The organism is Pedobacter sp. (genome assembly GCF_035317785.1).
GTDB lineage: Bacteria > Bacteroidota > Bacteroidia > Sphingobacteriales > Sphingobacteriaceae > Pedobacter.
In genome coordinates this window covers 17359-37754 of record NZ_DATHGC010000389.1, presented here as the reverse complement: position 1 = coordinate 37754, position 20396 = coordinate 17359, and the positions used below count along the sequence as shown (strand labels likewise).

General features: G+C 41.7%; 21 protein-coding genes. 14 read left to right on the top strand and 7 right to left on the bottom strand.

The window, feature by feature from the left end; genetic code table 11:
• The 5 genes from mreC to VK541_RS24775 form a co-directional block, all read right to left on the bottom strand.
• On the bottom strand, positions 1–741 hold a 741-nt coding region (gene mreC, locus VK541_RS24795; protein WP_324373310.1), incomplete at its 3' end, for a rod shape-determining protein MreC.
• Positions 742–828: 87 nt separating this feature from the next.
• Positions 829–1851: a rod shape-determining protein gene (locus VK541_RS24790; RefSeq protein WP_285058856.1), complete on the bottom strand. Its 1023-nt coding sequence runs from the start codon at positions 1849–1851 to the stop codon at positions 829–831.
• Positions 1852–1937: 86 nt separating this feature from the next.
• Positions 1938–3464 (bottom strand): bifunctional phosphoribosylaminoimidazolecarboxamide formyltransferase/IMP cyclohydrolase, encoded by a 1527-nt coding sequence (gene purH, locus VK541_RS24785; RefSeq protein WP_324373309.1) that lies wholly within the window; start codon positions 3462–3464, stop codon positions 1938–1940.
• An 81-nt stretch (positions 3465–3545) separates the two neighbouring features.
• A complete protein-coding gene (locus tag VK541_RS24780) occupies positions 3546–4184 on the bottom strand; it encodes a hypothetical protein (protein ID WP_324373307.1) in 639 nt (212 codons plus the stop codon).
• Complete coding sequence (locus tag VK541_RS24775) at positions 4185–4763, bottom strand: phosphoribosylglycinamide formyltransferase (RefSeq protein ID WP_324373306.1); 579 nt, start codon at positions 4761–4763, stop codon at positions 4185–4187.
• 287 nt (positions 4764–5050) lie between these two features.
• Between VK541_RS24775 and VK541_RS24770 the strand changes: the two genes are divergently transcribed.
• The 3 genes from VK541_RS24770 (at position 5051) to VK541_RS24760 (ending at position 5868) form a co-directional block, all read left to right on the top strand.
• The gene (locus tag VK541_RS24770) at positions 5051–5479 is read left to right on the top strand and encodes a hypothetical protein (protein ID WP_324373305.1); all 429 of its coding nucleotides are present in this window, start codon (positions 5051–5053) and stop codon (positions 5477–5479) included.
• Between the two features lie 35 nt (positions 5480–5514).
• On the top strand, positions 5515–5661 hold the full coding sequence (locus tag VK541_RS24765; RefSeq protein ID WP_324373304.1) for a hypothetical protein: 147 nt from the start codon (positions 5515–5517) through the stop codon (positions 5659–5661).
• Between the two features lie 78 nt (positions 5662–5739).
• The gene (locus tag VK541_RS24760; RefSeq protein ID WP_324373302.1) at positions 5740–5868 is read left to right on the top strand and encodes a hypothetical protein; all 129 of its coding nucleotides are present in this window, start codon (positions 5740–5742) and stop codon (positions 5866–5868) included.
• Here VK541_RS24760 and VK541_RS24755 read toward each other — a convergent pair.
• A complete protein-coding gene (locus VK541_RS24755) occupies positions 5858–6703 on the bottom strand; it encodes a DUF1080 domain-containing protein (protein WP_324373301.1) in 846 nt (281 codons plus the stop codon). The genes VK541_RS24760 and VK541_RS24755 overlap by 11 nt on opposite strands.
• Positions 6704–6713: 10 nt before the next feature.
• On the bottom strand, positions 6714–7253 hold the full coding sequence (locus VK541_RS24750; protein ID WP_324373300.1) for an SRPBCC family protein: 540 nt from the start codon (positions 7251–7253) through the stop codon (positions 6714–6716).
• 236 nt (positions 7254–7489) lie between these two features.
• Between VK541_RS24750 and rpsT the strand changes: the two genes are divergently transcribed.
• The 11 genes from rpsT to dinD all read left to right on the top strand — a co-directional run bounded on the left by rpsT (position 7490) and on the right by dinD (position 20370).
• A complete protein-coding gene (gene rpsT / locus VK541_RS24745; RefSeq protein ID WP_324373299.1) occupies positions 7490–7744 on the top strand; it encodes a 30S ribosomal protein S20 in 255 nt (84 codons plus the stop codon).
• Positions 7745–7826: 82 nt separating this feature from the next.
• Positions 7827–8525, top strand: a complete 699-nt coding sequence (gene radC, locus VK541_RS24740) for a RadC family protein (protein WP_324373297.1) — start codon at positions 7827–7829, stop codon at positions 8523–8525.
• A 58-nt stretch (positions 8526–8583) separates the two neighbouring features.
• Positions 8584–10983, top strand: coding sequence for a phenylalanine--tRNA ligase subunit beta (gene pheT / locus VK541_RS24735; RefSeq protein WP_324373295.1), 2400 nt, complete (start codon positions 8584–8586; stop codon positions 10981–10983).
• A gap of 10 nt (positions 10984–10993) precedes the next feature.
• The gene (locus VK541_RS24730) at positions 10994–11284 is read left to right on the top strand and encodes a hypothetical protein (protein ID WP_324373294.1); all 291 of its coding nucleotides are present in this window, start codon (positions 10994–10996) and stop codon (positions 11282–11284) included.
• 32 nt (positions 11285–11316) lie between these two features.
• Positions 11317–11607, top strand: a complete 291-nt coding sequence (locus VK541_RS24725) for a cell division protein ZapA (protein ID WP_324373293.1) — start codon at positions 11317–11319, stop codon at positions 11605–11607.
• Positions 11608–11875: 268 nt separating this feature from the next.
• The gene (rny, locus tag VK541_RS24720; RefSeq protein ID WP_324373292.1) at positions 11876–13438 is read left to right on the top strand and encodes a ribonuclease Y; all 1563 of its coding nucleotides are present in this window, start codon (positions 11876–11878) and stop codon (positions 13436–13438) included.
• A 96-nt stretch (positions 13439–13534) separates the two neighbouring features.
• On the top strand, positions 13535–14056 hold the full coding sequence (locus VK541_RS24715; RefSeq protein WP_324373291.1) for a DUF962 domain-containing protein: 522 nt from the start codon (positions 13535–13537) through the stop codon (positions 14054–14056).
• A 112-nt stretch (positions 14057–14168) separates the two neighbouring features.
• Positions 14169–16964 carry a TonB-dependent receptor gene (locus VK541_RS24710; protein WP_324373290.1) on the top strand — a complete coding sequence of 932 codons (2796 nt, stop codon included), beginning with the start codon at positions 14169–14171 and terminating at the stop codon, positions 16962–16964.
• A 124-nt stretch (positions 16965–17088) separates the two neighbouring features.
• On the top strand, positions 17089–18534 hold the full coding sequence (locus tag VK541_RS24705) for a hypothetical protein (RefSeq protein WP_324373288.1): 1446 nt from the start codon (positions 17089–17091) through the stop codon (positions 18532–18534).
• Positions 18535–18676: 142 nt separating this feature from the next.
• A complete protein-coding gene (locus VK541_RS24700) occupies positions 18677–19207 on the top strand; it encodes a hypothetical protein (RefSeq protein ID WP_324373286.1) in 531 nt (176 codons plus the stop codon).
• A 323-nt stretch (positions 19208–19530) separates the two neighbouring features.
• Positions 19531–20370: a DNA damage-inducible protein D gene (gene dinD, locus VK541_RS24695; RefSeq protein ID WP_324373285.1), complete on the top strand. Its 840-nt coding sequence runs from the start codon at positions 19531–19533 to the stop codon at positions 20368–20370.
• The last annotated feature ends 26 nt before the right edge of the window (positions 20371–20396 follow it).

Here is a 20396-nt window from a genome sequence, read left to right as displayed (position 1 = left end):
AAGATTAATTTCCAGTGTCATGAAATTTCCGCCCGTGGCAATTCCGGTATTACTAACCGCTCCCACAGGAATGCCTGCCGGAAACTTGGAATAGTTTGAAGTCACTACAGTATCTCTTAAGTTCACCTTAAAGTGATTTGGGATATCTTTAATGTAGGCCTTGCGGTAATCGAAGTTTCTTTCGCCCCATACCAGTGAACCCACCGCGCTGTTCTTTTTAATACTTACACTTACGTAAGTTTTCTGATGCAGCAGCGACTCGATTGTCGCCAGGTGCTCAGACACATCTCTTATATAACCAACTACTCCTTTTACCGGCGAAATAACAGGCATGCCGCTTGTGATCCCATCCATTCTGCCTTTATTGATGGTGATGATGTTATTGCGGAGCGTAATGGAATTTTTGATTACTCTGGCCGCCAGATAAGTATAATTTGGAGTGCCTGAAGTATCCTTTACGGTGATGTCCCTGGCTGTGTCGACGCTTTTTATGGCAAAGATTTCAGTCTTCAGTCTGGCATTTTCAGCAGCCAGGCTATCATTGGCCACACCCAGGTTAATGTACTTTTTAACAACATTCAGGTTATTGTATACATCGCCAACGATCTGATTTGTAGAATTTATAGCAATGCTATGCTGATAAGCATTATTTTTTACAGTAAGGACAATTCCAATGGTAAAAAAAATGATAAAAAAGAAAAATGCGTTGTATCTGCTGATGAAAATCCAAAGGTTACGCATATATCTACATCTTTTTTATAGTAGTCAGTATCAAGTATCAGGCAGATAGATTGGGCGTTTACCTGATACTGGCTGTTTACTACTTATTTACTGCATTAAAAATTTAAAGGTGCCAATATTCTTCAGGGCTATGCCAGTGCCGCGCACTACTGCACGAAGCGGATCTTCAGCTACATGTACCGGAAGTTTGGTTTTTGCAGCCACACGTTTATCCAGCCCGCGCAATAAAGCACCGCCACCGGTCAGATAGATACCCGTCTGATAGATGTCGGCAGAAAGTTCCGGCGGAGTGATCTCCAGTGCTTTTAAAATCGCCTCTTCGATTTTAGAAATCGACTTATCCAGGCAATGCGCAATTTCAGTATAAGAAACGGTGATCTGCTTAGGTACACCTGTCATCAGGTCCCGTCCCTGTACTGCAAAGTCTGCAGGTGGGTCTGTCAGCTCAGGCAAGGCCGCACCAACCTCTATCTTAATCTTTTCGGCAGTACGGTCACCGATCATGATGTTGTGCTGGCGGCGTATATAGTTTACAATATCCGAATCAAAATTATCACCGGCTACCCGGATCGACTGGTCACATACGATACCTGATAAGGCAATCACGGCGATCTCGGTAGTACCACCACCAATATCGATGATCATGTTACCCATGGGCTCTTCCACGTCAATGCCTATACCCACAGCGGCTGCCATAGGTTCATGGATCAGGTATACTTCTTTGGCGCCGGCGATCTCAGCTGAGTCACGCACCGCACGTTTCTCAACCTCAGTGATGCCAGATGGGATACAGATCACCATTCTCAATGAAGGGAACATCCAGCCTTTGCCGCCGTTCAGCATGCGGATCATTCCTTTGATCATGGCCTCCGCAGCATTAAAGTCAGCGATCACGCCGTCCTTCAAAGGTCTTACGGTACGTATGTTGTCATGGGTTTTACCTTCCATCTGCATGGCCTGTCTGCCTATTGCGATGATCTTGTTGGTTTGCCTGTCAAAGGCAACAATTGAAGGTTCGTCTACTACTACTTTGTCATTATGTATGATCAGGGTGTTTGCCGTACCTAAATCGATAGCAACCTCCTGTGTGAACCAATTAAATAAACCCATTTATAGGTGATAATTAAGTATTAAAAATTCTGTGTACTATAGTAATGTAAAACTACGTCTTTTTATTGTATTCGTGGATAAATAAATTAGTGTTTGAAATGTCTGATACCGGTAGTAACCATTGCAATTCCCTTTTCATTGGCCATGTTTATTGAATCCGCATCTTTTATAGAGCCACCTGGCTGTAAAACGGCCGTAATTCCTGCTTCAGCAGCGATTTCCACACAGTCCGGGAACGGGAAAAAAGCATCAGAAGCCATAACAGACCCTTTCAGATCAAAGTTAAACGCATCTGCTTTTACTATAGCCTGCTTTAAAGCGTCCACTCTTGAAGTCTGGCCCACACCGCTGGACAGCAACTGGTCATTTTTTACAAAAACGATCGTATTTGATTTGGTATGCTTTACAATTTTATTGGCAAAGTAAAGGTCTTTCAGCTCCTGAGCAGAAGGTGCTTTTGCCGTTACCGGGTTCATTTGCTCCGGGCCTTCAATGATCAGGTCCTTATCCTGTTCGATCACGCCATTTAACAAAGTTTTGAACTGTTTTTTACTCAGTTCAACTTCATTGCGCTGCAGGATCACGCGGTTCTTTTTAGCCCTGAAAAGCTCAACTGCTTCAGGCGCATAAGCCGGTGCGATCAGTACTTCAAAAAACAATTTGTTGATCTCGGTTGCCGTTGCCAGGTCGATCTTGCGGTTAGCGATGAGCACCCCTCCGAAAGCAGATACCGGATCACAAGCCAGCGCTACGTTCCATGCATCAAGGATAGTTGCCTTTGAAGCTACACCACAGGCATTGGTATGTTTTAAAATGGCAAATGTAGGTTCCTCAAACTCGTCAATCAGCGCTACAGCAGCATCCACATCTACCAGGTTATTGTAAGAAAGTTCTTTGCCGTTCAGTTTGGTGAACATCGCATTAAGATCTCCATAAAACACACCCTGCTGATGCGGGTTTTCACCATATCTCAGCGTTTGTGCCTGAGCTATGCTGTGCTTGAACACTGTAAGGGGCTCTTCTGTATTGAAATAATTAAAAATTGAAGTATCGTAGTTTGATGAAACATGAAATGCCTTTTTAGCAAATGCCTTACGCTGGGCAAGCGTTGTTTCTCCGTTCTGGGCTTCAAGCTGCTCCTGTAACGTTGAATAGTCATCCTTAGAAGCAAGGATCACCACATCATTGAAATTTTTCGCAGCCGCCCTGATCAGGGAAATTCCACCGATATCTATTTTCTCGATGATCTCATCTTCAGAGCCGCCGGCTTTCAGGGTTTCTTCAAAAGGATAAAGGTCAACTATAACCAGGTCTATTTCCGGAATTTCATATTGAGCGATCTGCTCCTGGTCTGAGGCTAAAGCCCTGCGATTCAGGATTCCGCCAAATACTTTCGGATGCAGGGTTTTTACCCTTCCGCCAAGTATAGACGGATATCCGGTAAGGTCTTCTACAGCTGTGACCGGCAGGTTTAGATCTTTAATGAATTGTTCTGTACCTCCGGTAGAAAACAATTGTACGCCTTGTTTGGCGAGTAAGCGGACCAAAGGCTCCAGGCCGTCCTTGTAATAAACTGAAATTAAAGCGTTTTTGATCTTTATAGATTGACTCATCAGAGAAAAATTTTGAGCCGCAAAGTTACCTGTTTTTCTTATACTGGCAAATGCTTATTTAAACGCCAACCAGAAAATTAACTAGAAAATCCTGATGATATCATCAGCTACAGTGACCGTCCTGGCCGGGTCCTTTGCCTTCACAAAATCGCAAAGTTCATCAACGGTCGGATAATCATCCTTTCCTACAAATAAACGGGCGTCATCTATAAGTATTCCATGATAAAGAGCTGAACCAAGGATGGCTTCGAGCTCGTTTAAAATGGGTGTATTTTTATCTGATTTGGCAGTTATGCCAGAAGAATAATGACCATCAAGCCAAAAAAGTGCAGGGACATGGAGTTTTTCCAAAAGAGATTTAAGAACCACACCACTGTCCCCCTGAAGGATTTTAACGCCCGGATCGGCTTTGAATCTTTCGACCGCCCTTTTGTGCAGGGTCTCATCAAGTTCTACGGAATATACCTGTTCGAAATACGCTTTCTGTGCTTCTACCATATCTCCCAGGTAGGTGCCTGTTTCTACGAGTACCGTAAATTTTAATTGATCTCTGTAGGCGTGAATGTTGTTTTGTTTGATGATATGCAGGGAGGGGAGATTCGTCTTAAAACCTAAATATTCAATAAACTGGTCAAAACTTTCTTTATTTTCCTTCAGCAGTTTTAATGATCTTTTATCTTCAGACGAGAGAGATAACGCACCTATAATTTTTTTTAGCATCTATTTTTTTATCTTTTTAATTATTCCATCTATTATTCTTGGATAATGCTGATGTTCAAGCTGTTGTCCTTTAAATTTGATCATTTCCAGATTATCGCCTTTTTCGATCTTATATTTCCCCTGATAAATATATTCCCCCTCGTCATAGTTTTCGTTCACATAATGTATGGTGATGCCTCCTTCAGTTTCGCCTGCTGCCATTACCGCGTTATGTACATGGTCTCCGTACATACCCTTGCCGCCAAATTTGGGCAGAATTGCAGGATGGATATTGACGATACGGCCGGGGTATTCGCCAATTAGTTTTTTAGGAATGAGCCATAAAAATCCGGCAAGTACAATAAGGTCAATGTCCAGGTTTTTCAGCAGATCAATGATGTTGTCTGTCTGATAAAACTCCTGCCTGTCAAAAATATGGGAGGGGATCTCAAAGTTATCGGCACGCTGCAATACATAAGCATCCGGATTATTGGTGAGCACAAGTGCAATCTCCACTTCCGGATTGCGTTTGTAGAGTTCCATCAATTTTTGGGCATTAGAACCCGATCCCGAAGCAAATATGGCAATGCGCTTTTTCATATAAAGAAGGTAATGCCATCAAAAATAGAATTTTATGCGGTGATTGAAAGTGTTTTCTTGATTTTTCCTTTATATCTTCCTCTCATCTGCCTTCATGCTGATCTTACCTCACAGGCACATCACACCCGTATCGCATACGCAGCGCACCCGGGGTTGACAGGGTACTGACCCTTTCAACCCTGATTGGGATCCGGCCGGACCCCTTGCCGGCTGCGGGTTTGTGAAATGGGCATGAAGTAAACCGGGGGTTTAGCTATATTTGAGGATATCTTTGTAACCGGTCAGCAATGCATAAAATTCGTATCCGCTCTATTTTACCTTTAGTTTGTCTTTTATATAGTTTTCCTGGTGTTGCGCAGCGGCTCACTAAACAAAAAGCCCTGGATATGGCTGCTTCGCAATATGCAAAACAGGCTGAACTGCAAAAGCCGGCGCTTGTCGCAGACTGGGAGCAAAAGCAGGTCAGCTTTGGGGAATATCAAATGAAATTTACTTACCGGATCTTTGGTGAAAAACCTGCAGACGGGCGCAGCCTCTACATATCGCTGCATGGGGGAGGAAATACCAGCGCCAGGATGACAGGCACCACAATACCTTCTATTGGCTGGGAGTTCCTGCTGATCAGGCCAAAACAGGCGCAGAATCAATCGTTTCTCTGTCCGGCAATGACATTACAATTGAAAAAAATGAAAATACGGCACTTCAGATCTATCTGAACGATCACCTTCTTGACCTGGACAAAAAGATAAAGGTGATCTATAATGGTAAAGTGGTCTATCATGCTAAGGTACGCCGAAACGCCGGGCTCATTGCGCAAACTGCAGGCAGACTGGACCCCGATCTTATTTTTAGTGCGATGCTGATGGTCAGGGGCAATGCTGTACAGGCGTATGGGTAATATTTAAATCAAAAAAGGAATATGTATTGTTGTTAACTTAAAAAACACGATCTGCTGTTGAAGAAAAATCATCACGCAATGACTGAGGTTAAAGAAAATTATAGCGAGCAGTTTCAGCAGATATTTGAGAACTCCATGATTGGAATGGTGCTGATTGACATGAAGGGGGACTGGAAATCTGCTGAAGTAATATTGTTCATTGTGTAATGAGCCCGTCCGGAAGCCTCGAGATTGCCTGGATCTTTATCTGCTTATAATATACCTCTGCACCTTCCGACTGGATCTGGATCTTGCCTTTGGCCAGTCTTGACGCCTGGCCCTTGTCGATCTGTCTGTTGTTGTAGAGCACCATCATCACCTTCCCGTTCATCATGTGTACGCTGGTGTCACCGGAACAATAGAGGTCGACTGTGTTCCATTGCCCTGCCGGGTTTTCGGCATTCCCCCTTTTTTTACAGAATCTTCCTGTTTTACTGTCTTCCCTGAACGTGGTCATTGTTCCCTGCGGATCATAAACAAATGGTTTCTCGCCGGTTTTAACAGCAGGTATGTCGGCAGCGCCGCCAGCCACGCCCCAGTAATCACCGCAGTTGCCTTCGTCGATCTGAAACTCCTGGGAACGCATCCAGGAACCATAATCGGCACCCTGTCTGCCCACACAGTGGTAGAGCAGGCCGCTGTCCTTGTTGGCATTCTTTTTTTGCCCCCATTGAAGTTTCCCCCATTTAAACTGCAGCTGCAGGTGGTAGTTCTCATATTCCTTTTTGGTAGAGATGCCGCCCCAGCTCTGACCTGATATCCGGATCACACTTTCGCCATCTTGTGTGGTCACTGTAAAAACCCGCAAAGGATCATTGTTTAAGCCAACCGGCTTGCCTGTGATGGGTTTGCCGTTGTCGTCATAGTCGGGCGCCAGGTAGGTGTCCCAGCCATTGAGGTCTTTTCCATTAAAGAGAGGGGTCCAGCCGGCTCTTTTAAACAAAGTAAAGCCAAAAACAATTGTGCAGCACAGTACGGACAGGATGAGCCTGGTGGGTTTCATATTTGGTTGTTTATTTCTCTAAGGTAGACTTTAAATTGTTCAGTCCGTCCTGAAGATCTTTACCCAGCATTTCGTCCATGTTCATCATGACCAGCATCAGGTTCATCGGATAATTCATATGGCCGTTGAAGCCCCATTTTACTTTGGTCTGGCCATCGCCTAGAGCTTCGGTAGACATATAGGCATTGTCGTTTGCTTCAAAAGGTTCTACAAAATGAAGTTTCATGTCTATTCTTTCACCTTCTGTGATGTTTGAAATGGTCTGGTCGCCCTTTCCTGCTTCTTTTTTCTCGCTATCCCATGCATAATTAAAACCTACAGTGCCATCTGTACCGGTGTATGTTTTTTTCATATTGGGGTCCAGGTTGTTCCATACGCTGTAATGATCCTGGTTTTTTAGATACTTAATGTAGTCGAACACTTCCTGTTTGGGTTTGCTGATGGTGATTTCACGTTCTACAGCATAATCTTTTTTAATGAACAGCGCGGCAACCAGGGCCAGTACGATTACTCCAACGATTAACAGCAGGATGGCTTTTAGAATTTTCATGTTTTGTTTGTTTTGGTGATTGATCTGTTTATTTGCTCAATTAAATTTAATTCTTTTTTGTGTTCATTTACAAACAATTAACAAAAATTGAAACCCGGCAGGTGTTTGCCGGTAAATGCTTAAAAATATTTTTATTATGATTTTGTATTTTAAAAACATTAGTTCTATATTTGCAGTCCGAAAAATAAAGAAAGAAAAGGGCGCAGCCCTAAAATAAAAATATTTAATAATAAAAGATGGCAAATCATAAATCTTCATTAAAGAGAATCAGAACAAACGCTACTAAACGTTTACGCAACAGATATCAAGCTAAAACAACACGTACTTTTATCAAAAGACTGCGTGCTGCTGAAGATAAAAAAACAGGACTGGAATTGCTTCCTAAGATAGTTTCTATGCTCGACCGTTTGGCCAAAAAAAGCATTATTCACAAAAATAAAGCCGCTAACAACAAATCTAAATTGACTAAGTTTGTTAATGGTCTGAAATAGATATAGCTTTACAAAAAATACAAGAGGGGTATGCATTGCATACCCCTTTTTTTGTTCAAAAAATCATAAAAAAAACTGAAATATGATGCCATATCAACAGAAGCTGAATATCAAATTGTGGGCAGAAGCAGACCGGCCCCGTGAAAAATTAATGCTGAACGGAAGGCGCCACCTTACCGATGCAGAACTGATTGCCATTTTGATTGCCTCGGGAAATAAGGAAGAAACAGCTGTGGACCTGAGCAAACGCATCCTGGTTACCTATAATAATGACCTTGATGCGCTGGGCAGGGTGTCGGTGCAGGACTTGTCAAAATTTAAGGGAATAGGTGAGGCGAAAGCCATAGCAATAGTATCTGCACTGGAACTGGGCCGCAGAAGAAGAGAGGTAACCGGAAAAGACACCATTAAGGTCGTGACCTCCAGGGACGCATTTGAGGTATTGCTTCCGGTCTTTGCGGACCTGAACCATGAAGAATTTTGGATCCTTATGCTGAACCGGGCCAATTTCGTGATCGGCAGGTACCTGATCAGCAAAGGCGGTCAGGCAGGTACAATAGCAGATCCAAAGATCATCTTTAAAACGGCGCTTGAACACAATGCTGCTCATATTATCCTGGCACACAATCATCCCTCGGGCAATCCAAAGCCAAGCGATCAGGATATCCGCATCACTAAAAAAATGGTGGAGGCAGGTAAAATGCTGGATTTGTACGTACTCGATCACCTGATCATTACCAATAAATTATTCTATAGTTTTGGTGATGAGGGTTTGATCTAAATCGCTTTCTGCTTTCGGCTTTAAATAATATCTTTGCGTTTTATACGGAAATTGAAAAATGAAAATATCATATAACTGGCTTAAGCAATTCATTCAAACAGATAAAACACCGCAGGAACTCTCGCTGATACTGACAGATATAGGTCTGGAAGTGGAAAGTGTAGAGACAGTGCAGCCCGTAGCCGGTGGTCTGGAAGGATTGGTTATAGGTCATGTGTTGAGCTGTATACAGCATCCGAATGCAGACCGCCTGCGTGTCACTACTGTTGATGTTGGCGGACCGGATGTTTTACAGATCGTATGTGGTGCGCCTAATGTGGCGCAGGGCCAGAAGGTAGTCGTAGCTACTGTTGGTACTACGGTATATCCAAATGAAGGAGAACCTTTTAAGATCAATAAATCGAAAATCAGGGGAGAAGTCTCTGAAGGAATGATCTGTGCAGAAGATGAGATGGGCTTGGGTGTGTCGCATGACGGCATCCTGGTTTTGCCTGAAAATACCCCCATCGGCATCACTGCAAAGGAATATTTTAAGCTGGGGGACGATCATTTGTTTGAGATCGGCCTGACCCCCAACCGGGCTGATGCGGCTTCACATTTAGGTGTGGCAAGGGATCTCGCAGCGTATTTCCGTACAGAGCTGCAAATGCCGGACATTGCGCCTTTTAAAACGGCCAATGAAAACCTGGTTATTGATGTGAAGGTGGAAGATACAGCAGCTTGTCCGAGATACAGCAGCTTAACCATCAGCGGCGTGACTGTGAAAACATCGCCAGACTGGCTGCAGGATAAGTTAAAAGTGATCGGTATCAGACCGATCAACAATATTGTAGACATTACCAATTATGTACTTCATGATTTGGGACAGCCATTGCATGCTTTTGATGCAGATCAGATTAAAGGCGGTAAAGTGCTGGTAAAGAAATGTGCTGAAGGTACATCTTTTGTGACGCTTGACGGTGTGGAACGCAAGCTTGGAGCAGATGATCTGATGATCTGTAATGCTGAAGAGCCAATGTGTATTGCCGGGGTTTTTGGCGGAATGCAGTCAGGCGTAGGCGGGACTACTACCAATATCTTTTTGGAAAGTGCTTATTTCAATTCAGTATCTGTTCGTAAAACTTCTAAAAGGCATGGCTTAAAGACGGATGCCTCGTTCAGGTTTGAGCGTGGTACAGATCCTGATATGACGGTTGTAGCTTTAAAAAGAGCAGCACTGCTGATCCGGGAGCTTGCTGGCGGAGTGATTTCATCATCAGTATCTGATATTTATCCTGAGCCGGTAAAACCATTTGATGTAGCAGTAAGCTATCCCAATATCAATAAGCTGATCGGAGCAAATATTCCGGATGCGGAGATTAAGGCAATCATTACTGCACTGGGAATTGATGTAGTGAGCGAAACGGCTGAAGGTCTTGACCTGAAGGTTCCTGCTTATAAAGTGGATGTGACACGTGAATGTGACATCACCGAAGAGGTATTGAGGATCTATGGGTATAATAATATTGAAATTCCGAGCAAGATCAATGCATCTTTATCATACAATACCAAGCCGGATAAAGAACAGACACAGCATGTAATTGCTGACCTGCTTACCGCAAATGGCTTTCTGGAGATCTGGTGCAACTCGCTGACCAAAGGAGCCTATTCAAAAAACCCGGAGGAAGCTGTCCAGATCCTGAACCCTTTAAGTTCAGACCTGAATGTGATGCGCCAGGGCTTGCTGATGCCGGCGCTGGAAAGTGTGGCTTATAACCTGAACAGGAAAATTACGGATATCAAGTTTTATGAATTTGGTAAAACCTATCATCTGATCAGTGAGCAATATGTCGAGCGCCCGCGGCTGCTCATTATGCTGTCCGGTGCAAGCTTGCCGGAGCAATGGAACCATAAGGCTTCTCCGGTAAGTTTCTATAGCCTGAAAGGCGCAGTGGATGCCGTAATCGGGCGTCTGGGCATTACCAACTATCAGTCTGAGGAAATAAAGGATGAAAACTTTGCATATGGTCTGAAATATTTCAGGGGCGATCAAACGATCGTTTCATTTGGCGCGGTAACAGCAGCGGATAAAAAGAAAGCAGATATAGACAAGGAAGTATATTACGCGGATTTTGACTGGGCATTGCTGCTGGACATTGTCAGGAAAAATAAGATCGTAAATAAAGAAGTTTCGAAATACCCGGCAGTAAGACGCGATCTCTCCATGCTGGTTGATGCTGATGTAAGTTTTGACGACCTTAGGACCATTGCTTTTAAAACAGAAAAGAGGCTGATCAGGAATGTACAGGTATTTGACGTATATGTAGGAGATAAGTTACCTGCAGGTAAAAAATCCTATGCGCTGAACTTTACCTTACAGGATGAAGAGCAGACACTGACGGATAAACAAATTGATGCCGTTATGCAAAAGATTATATATAACTTAGCACAAACAGCGAAAGCAGAAATTAGAAAATAAAAAAATAAGTATGTCTTCGGTTGCCGATCAGTTGAGTTCAGTATTGCAAAAAACAGCCCGCCTGATAGAGCTGTGCAATGCACTGCAGGAAGAAAATGATCTGTTAAAGCTTGAGAATCAGTCAGTAAAAGTATCTTTGGATGGTGCCAAAGCAAAGAATGCTGAGTTTGAAGAAAAGCTAAGGGTTTTGAAGATTGCGAAAAGTATTGAAGGTACAAGTGAAAAGACACTTGATATAAAGCAAAAAATTAACGATTTTGTGCGTGAAATAGATAAGTGTGTGGTATTACTTAAAAAATAAGTAGTATGGGTACAGTGAAACAAAGCTAAAAAATGGGAGAAATCTCGATAAAAATAACCATTTCCGACCGTATTTACCCCTTAAAGGTAAACATGGAAGAGGAAGAAATTGTAAGGCGGGCAGCCAAGATTATCAATGAGCGCATAAAGGATTATCAGGAAAATTATGCAGTCAGAGATAAACAGGATTTGCTTTCTATGGCAGTATTGCACTATGCAACGGCAGTACTCCGGGTAGAAAACAAGGTCCAGAATCAGGATACTGCTGTAGCCGGTAAGGTGGAAGAGTTGGATAGTTTATTGAATGATTTTTTCTCAAAATAGGAAAGTTCTTTATATTTAGTTTGAATTACAAAGATATTAGCCGCAGCTAGGTTTTTGGGTTTCACTTTTTAAAACTTAACACTTCAATATTTATAGGATTGAGAGCGTACATTTCATCTGCCCATGGGTACCTGAAAATAACGTAAATCCTAATTATAATTAGTTGAGGTTTTTAAAACATGAAACTCATTAAAGTTAGTTGCGGTTTTTTTTTAACATATTTTAAAGGCCATGCCCGGGCATGATATAGGGGGATCAAATATAAAAAATGGAAATATTAGGAATACTAGGATATGTACTTGCCGGTTTAGTGATCGGCGTTGTGGTAGGCAGGTACCTGCTGCGCGGCCTGCTCAAGAGCCAGGAAGTTGCGGCCCAAAATAAAGTAAAGAAGATACTCAAGGATGCAGAGAACAATGCGGAGATCTTGAAAAAGGACAGGTTGCTTGAAGCAAAAGAAAAGTTTTTGCAAATGAAATCTGAGCACGAACAGGAAGTGAATTCTAAGAACAACCTGATCAACCAGCGTGAAAATTCACTGAAACAAAAAGAGCAGTCTTTAAATTCTAAACTAGAAAACGCTACCCGTAAAGAACAGGAGCTCGACAGTTATAAAGCGAACCTGGAAAAACAAACCGATCTTGCAGTTAAGAAACAGGAAGATGTGGAGATCCTGAAGAACCAGCATGTAAAACAGCTGGAGACCATTGCCGGATTAAGTGCTGAAGAAGCTAAAAGCCAGTTGGTGGAAACCATGAAGTCTGAGGCACGCACCCAGGCCATGATACAGGTAAAAGATATTGTGGACGAAGCCAGGCTTACTGCGACTAAAGAAGCTAAAAAGGTAGTCATCCAAACCATACAGCGTACTGCTGTTGAGGCAGCGATAGAAAATACAGTATCTATTTTCCATATAGAAAGTGACGAGATCAAAGGCCGTGTAATTGGCAGGGAGGGACGTAACATCCGTGCCCTTGAAGCCGCTACAGGTATAGAGATCATTGTTGATGATACACCGGAAGCCATCATTCTGTCAGGCTTTGACCCGGTAAGAAGAGAGATCGCCCGTTTGGCCCTGCACCGTTTGGTTACAGATGGCAGGATACACCCGGCGCGTATCGAGGAGGTTGTCGCTAAAACGAAGAAGCAGATTGAAGATGAGATTGTAGAGATTGGTGAGCGTACCGTAATTGACCTGGGAATCCATGGCCTGCACCCTGAGCTGATCAGAATGGTGGGCCGCATGCGTTACCGTTCATCTTATGGGCAGAACCTGCTGCACCACTCACGCGAAGTAGCTAATTTTTGCGCTACCATGGCTGCCGAGCTTGGCCTGAATGCTAAGATGGCTAAGCGTGCCGGATTACTTCACGATATAGGAAAAGTGCCTGATGACAATCCCGAATTGCCGCACGCTATTTTGGGTATGCAGCTTGCAGAGAAATATAAAGAACATCCTGAGATCTGCAATGCTATCGGAGCTCACCATGACGAGATCGAGATGACTTCGATGATCTCGCCTATTATCCAAGCTTGTGATGCCATATCGGGTGCACGCCCGGGTGCAAGACGTGAGGTAGTAGAAAGCTACATCAAGCGTTTGAAAGAGTTAGAAGAACTGGCATTGTCTTATCCGGGGGTTGAAAAAACATTCGCGATCCAGGCTGGTAGAGAATTAAGGGTTATCGTAGAAAGTGAAAGAATTACTGATCAGCAAGCTGAACTGCTGGCGGCCGATATCTCTAACCGGATCCAGACCGAGATGACCTATCCTGGTCAGATCAAGGTTACGGTAATCAGGGAGACAAGGTCTGTAGCGTTTGCGAAGTAGCAGTTCCGAATAAGAAGAAGTAGTTCTGAATAAATAATTGAAAAGCGACAGATTCTTCTGTCGCTTTTTCTATTTTTACATAGTAAACCAAACGAGATGAAGAAGGAAAATACTGCGGTTCAGGCTGCGCCTAAGAAAGAGGTAGATGTTCTTTTTGATAAATATGCGGAAAGCCATCAGAACCACACCAATGAAATCATCCATTGGATATGCGTTCCATCCATTGTTTTTAGTTTACTCGGCCTGGTATGGGCTATTCCATTTCCGCACCTCGATTTTCTGGGCAGGTATAACGGTTATCTCAACTGGGCTTCTTTTTTGATCGCTTTTGCGGTCTTTTATTATTATAAGCTTTCCCCGGTGATGTCTTACCTGATGCTGCTGATCATTTTTGCGATGAGCATGGGTATTGTCCAGCTGGAGAAATGGCAGGCCAGTGGCGGACCTGCGTTATGGCTTTCCTGTCTGGTGATCTTTGTGCTGGCCTGGATAGGGCAGTTTATAGGCCATAAAATAGAAGGAAAGAAACCTTCATTTCTGGACGATGTTAAGTTCCTGTTAATCGGTCCGATTTGGTTATTGCACTTTATCTGCAAAAAAACAGGCTTGAAATATTAATCCAATTGGTGGTTAACGTAGAATTAACATCGTGATAAACGAATGGTAATTTACATCTAACATAGACCTAACATTGTGGTAATAGCTTTGCTGAAAATTAATTTACAGCAAATTGAAATCACAACTAAATCTAAAGAAGGCAATAATTACAGCATTATTTGTAATTATAGGGTCGGCAGTATTTGCACAAACAGGCAGAATTTCTGGTAAGGTATCGGATAAGAAATCTGGTGAAACGCTTATCGGGGTAACCGTGAAAATAGCCGGTACTACTAAAGGCATGGCTACTGACGTAGACGGAAAATATTCGTTGACCGGGCTGACTACCGGGAAATATACTTTGGTTTTTCAATACGTGGGCTATGGAACTAAAGAAATAAGTGATGTAGAGGTTACTAACGCAAAGAATACCATTTTTGATGTTATACTTGATGAAGCTGGTGGTCAGAGCCTGAAGGAGGTAGTGATCAAAGGTTCTTTCAAGAAGGAAAGCGTCAATGCGCTATATGCACAGCAGAAAAATAGTGCTGTAGTCTCAGATGGTATTTCTTCTGAGGCGATCAAGCGCTCACCTGACAGAAATACATCTGATGTATTGAAACGCGTAAGCGGTGCAACTATACAGGATAATAAATTTGTAGTAGTCCGTGGTTTGAGTGACAGGTACAATACAGCCATGCTTGATGGCGCATCACTTCCAAGTACTGAGCCAAACAGGAAGGCTTTTTCTTTCGATATTGTTCCCTCTAATCTGGTAGATAACCTGATCATCAGCAAAAGTGCTACACCTGACCTTCCTGGCGATTTTACAGGAGGTGCGATTCAAATTCAGACTAAAGATATCCCCGATCAGAATTTTATTACGGTCAGTGCAGGTGCAGGGTATAATTCAGTAGCAACTTTTAATAATTTTCAAAGCGGACCACGTCCGGCTTCAGATTTCTTCGGTTTCAATGATGGTAGCCGGAATTTAAGTCCAAATTTCCCATCGAGAACCAGGGCTGCTGCCGGAACTTTAACTCCAGCGCAGCAATTGACCGCAATCAAAACTTTACCGCAGGACTGGAATATTTATAACAATAGCGCACTACCTTCGCAAAATTATCAATTCACTATTGGCCGGGTAAAAGATTTAGAAAACAACAGGAAGTTAGGAGCAATTGCTTCAATTACTTATCGCAATTCTCAGACGAAAAATGAAGATTTGTTCCGTGATTACAATGCCTACAGGTACACAGATAATTCTTACAAATTTTCGACTAATTTAGGTGGACTTGCAAATTTTGCCTACAACTTTGGCAACAACAAAATCACTTTCAAGAATATCTACAATAAAACACTTGATGATCAGTACTTATACCGTCAAGGTAATTTTGCCGGGACTACTGCCTATAAATATTATGCATTTGATTTGATGGAGAAATCTTTGTTAAAGTCAACTTTGGAAGGTACGCACCAGATTGGAGATAAAAACTCCAAGTTAGTTTGGACTTTGGCTTACAGCAATATCATTAATGATCAGCCAGATCAACGTAAGATGGGATATACAAGAGGGATTGCCGATCCGGAATCTGTGCCTTATAATGCAGCTTTATCAGCCCCTAGTAAAGAGAATGCGCGCTTGTTTACCAAATTGAATGAAGATATTTACTCAGGAAGCGTAAATTACAGTATACCTTTAAATATGTTTAAAAAGGTTTCTACTCTTAAGATAGGTGGAACTTCTCAATACAGAAGCAGGGATTTCGCTTCCAGGTTTCTTACACTAACCATTGATCCTGTTGCTCACGGGGATGTCTATCAGTCAATCGGTCAGAGACCAATTCAGAGATTGTTTACACAGGCTATCATCAACAGCGGGGTTTATCAATTAAATGATCTTGCACTTCCTTCAGATAACTATGATGGAACTTCATTTATCAACGCGGGTTACGCGATGCTTGATAATAAAATCGGAGAGAAACTTAGGGTCGTATGGGGAGCAAGAGCAGAGCAATTCAATCTTGATCTAAACACAGCCAACGAGAGAGGGGAGCCGATTTCAGTTACCAGAAGTGAATTGAAAGTATTGCCATCGGCAAATTTAACTTATGCTTTAACTGAAAAAAGTAACCTGAGAGCATCTTATTACCGCAGTTTAGCGAGACCGGAATTCAGGGAGATTGCTCCGGCTCAATATTATGATTACGAATTTTCATCTTCCTTCTCAGGAAATACGAAGTTAAAAACAGCAGATATAGATAATTTTGATATTCGCTATGAGATTTATCCTGAAGCAGGCCAGATCTTATCTATATCAGGTTTCTATAAAAAGTTTTCGAATGCAATAGAAGGTGTATTGGATGATAGTAATTCGCTTCCAAATACTTCTTACTTTAATTCAAGTAAAGCCAATGTATATGGCGTTGAATTAGAACTTCGGAAAACCCTTAATTTTATAAACCCTGATAATTTTTTCAAGAATACAAGTGTCTATTCCAATTTAACCTTTGTCAAATCTGAGGTAACCAATTCAACTGATAAGGACTATATTGATAAAAAGAGGCCAATGGTTGGACAAGCACCTTATGTGATCAATGCTGGTCTGCAGTCTTCATTTTTGGAGAACAAACTTTCATTCAATGCACTTTACAACCGTATTGGAAGACGGATCAATAAAGCCTCCGGAGTACTTTTCCCGAGTATATGGGAAGCACCCCGTGACTTGGTAGATTTTCAGGTGAGTTATAAAGTATTGAAAAACAAGGGAGAGGTCAAGTTTAACGCGAGTGATCTTCTAAACAACGACATTACATTCTACTGGGACAGAGATCTAAACAAGAAATATGATGGAAATTCAACGGATGAAACCATCAGCAGGTATAAGCCCGGAAGCAATTATAGTCTATCGTTTTCTTACACGTTTTAATGTTAAATGTATATTAATTAATGGATTGAATAGATTATAATTAATTAATATGATGTTAATGCTGGCGTAAACTGAGATAGGCATATTTGTAGTCAATTAAACATAAATAAGTAATATAATAAAAATGAGAAATAAACTATTAGCATTCGCATTCGCATTGGTAATCGGAATTACCGGATGTTCAAAAAATCCAACGGAAATTGAGGAGCCTATTGAAACTCCAACTGGCGTGGTGGAAGTATCAGCAGATATCACTGCCAATACCACATGGACGGCCGATAAAATCTATTTATTGAAGGGAAATATCTTTGTAACAGGTAATGCAACTTTAAAAATTGAGGCAGGAACGATTATCAAAGGTGATAAAGCCACTAAAGGTTCATTGATCATTTCAAGAGGATCAAAAATTGATGCTACAGGTACTGCAGAGAAACCAATTGTGTTTACTTCTTCTCAAGCTTCTGGTGCACGTGCTCCTGGTGATTGGGGTGGTGTGATCTTGCTTGGAAAAGGTGTGGCTAACAATGGTACCGCCAGTGTGGTAGAGGGTATCCCAGCTTCTTTGGGTGATAAAGCACTTTACGGCGGAACTGATAACGCTGACAACTCAGGGACTTTAAAATATGTACGTATTGAGTTTGCAGGCATTCCATTGCTTCCGGATGTTGAGATCAACGGCTTAACACTTGCTGGTGTTGGTTCAGGTACGACATTGGATTATATTGAGGTATATCGTTCGGGTGATGATGCCTTTGAATTCTTCGGTGGAAGTGTAAATGCTAAACACTTACTGGCAATTGGTACATGGGATGATGATTTTGATACGGACAATGGTTATTCGGGAAAGATTCAGTTTGCACTGGCTCAGCGTGCGCAAGTGGTTGCTGACTTTAGCGGTTCAAACGGTTTTGAGTCAGATAATAACTCTGCCGGTTCAAATGTAACGCCTTTAACCTCTGCTGTTTTTAGCAACATTACAATTGTTGGTCCTCTGTTGAGCGTTACTTCTACAAGTAATATCAATGCCAATTATCAGCATGCAGTTCAAATTCGCCGGAATTCTTCGATAAGCATTTTTAACTCCATCATTGCCAACTATACAGAAGGTATTTTCTTTGATGATGAGAGACCTGCGCCTCCTTCAACCGCCAACTCTTCTTCAAACTACCTTTCAGGTGCAAGTGCGATCAAAAATAACCTGTTCTATGGACTGAATGTTAAATCTAATGAGATCAAAGCAACTTCAGCTGCTACAAAATTGCTGATCGAGCCAGGTCTTCGTGCTGATAACTCATTTGTTTCAGGTAGCTCAGTTACAGATTTATTAACTGATCCTTTGAAATACGGTCTTGATTTCAAAGCTGCTGGAAATGCAAACGCAGGTACTCCTAATTTTGTAGTGAAAGCTGGTTCAGCTGCTGAGACAGGTGCAGCATTTGCTGATCCTAAATTAGCAGGGCTTGAAACTGTAACCTACAAAGGAGCTTTCGGTGCTACAAATTGGGCATCAGGATGGGCTCATTTCGATCCTCAGACTTTAGCGTATACTACTCCAGGTGTGGTAAAATAATATTTATAATATTCTGCAAGAGGTCTTTATGCAAACGTATAAAGACCTTTTTGCTTTTGTGAGATTTAATATAAACTTAACACAATGGCTGTAGCGAAAACCCCTTAGACGGCGTATTAGCTGTAAACGAATCTTAAGAAATATGAAAAGAACAACTATCAAACTATTGCTCCTGTCGACCCTTATTTTAACGCAATCTGCCTGCTCCAAAAAAGACAATCTGGATAAAATCAAGATCGAAGAAAAAAATCTTACTCCTTGCCAGCCAAATAAAACCTGCCAGTATTTGTTTACTGAAAATGCGGACATTGATGGACATTATAAAATGAATACAGGATCTTACCGCTTATTCTGGGCCAGTCAGAAATCTGAAGGTATCGAAAGCGTTTTTTATATCAGGACACCGATGAAGGGAGACAACTTTGAACTTGGTAAAACCGAAATCCTTCGGGGGGATGTTAAGTATTTAAATATTTGTCCTGCGTGTAACACAATTCCCTTAAAAGCAGTTGACGGATATGTCAAAGGAGTTAATCTAACGCCGGGAAAGCAAGCTGATCAAACAAAATGGTTATTGGAGATGCAGATAGTTTTGCAAGCAGAAGGTGCGAATGGAACAACAGAAACTGTATCTCTTAAACAAATCTATTATCCAAATTTTGTTTATAATTGATCTGCTAATCTAATTGTACTAACGATATAGTAGGGTAAGGCATATTGTCTATCTGCTACAGACGGCTCTGCAGGGCATGAACCTAATATGCTCCCGGTCGATAACTGGTCATAAGTTAATTTGCCTTCGGAAAACTCCGAATTATATTATATAGTCTATGTATGCCAATTCTATAGCATTATGAAACTGATAAAAGCTTTTGATACCCATCAAATTATTGTATATATATCCAATATTTGTTATGTATTTACAGTATATTAATTTTTGAGAAATTATTGGTTGTTTTAGTTGTTGTTGCTATATTTGGTAATACTAATATCAATATGAAATCAGAAGAAATAGAAAGCTTGTTTATCCAGTTTGAATTGGTTGCGTCTGAAACTGGGGGTGTGGAATGTTGGAGTGCAAGGGAAATGCAAAATATATTAGGATATAGTAAATGGAAGAATTTTGAAACGGTAATACAAAAAGCTAAAGCAGCTTGTAAAAACGCAGGTGAAGAGGTTCTAAACCATTTTACCGACGTCGGAAAAATGGTCGAATTGGGAAGTGGCTCAGTTCGAAAAGTTGAAGACATTGCCTTAACCAGATATGCCTGTTACCTGATAGCTCAAAATGGGGATCCTTCAAAATCACAGATTGCTTTTGCTCAGACCTATTTTGCAGTACAGACACGAAAACAGGAAATCATCGCGCAACGATTATTGGATATAGCAAGGGTTAATGCGAGAGAGAAACTTACAAAATCGGAAAAGAAACTATCAGGTATTATTTACGAGCGTGGTGTTGATGATAGAGGTTTTGCAAGAATAAGGAGCAAAGGAGATCAGGCGCTATTCGGTGGGTTTTCTACAAATGATATGAAGGAAAAACTTGGCATATCGACATCGCGACCTTTAGCTGATTTTTTGCCAACACTAACTATTAAAGCTAAAGATTTTGCCACAGAGTTGACCAGTCATAATGTTATCGATAAAAATCTAAAAGGGGAAATCTCAATTTCTAGTGAGCATGTTGACAATAACATTGCTGTAAGAAATATCCTTGCCGAACGCGGGATTAAACCAGAGACATTACCGCCGGCTGAAGATGTAAAGAAAGTGCAGCGTAAACTAAGTAATGACAATAAGAAAGTTTTGCAGAATTCTAAAAAGATAAAATAGGCTATATTATTGTCGAGCTGTACCTA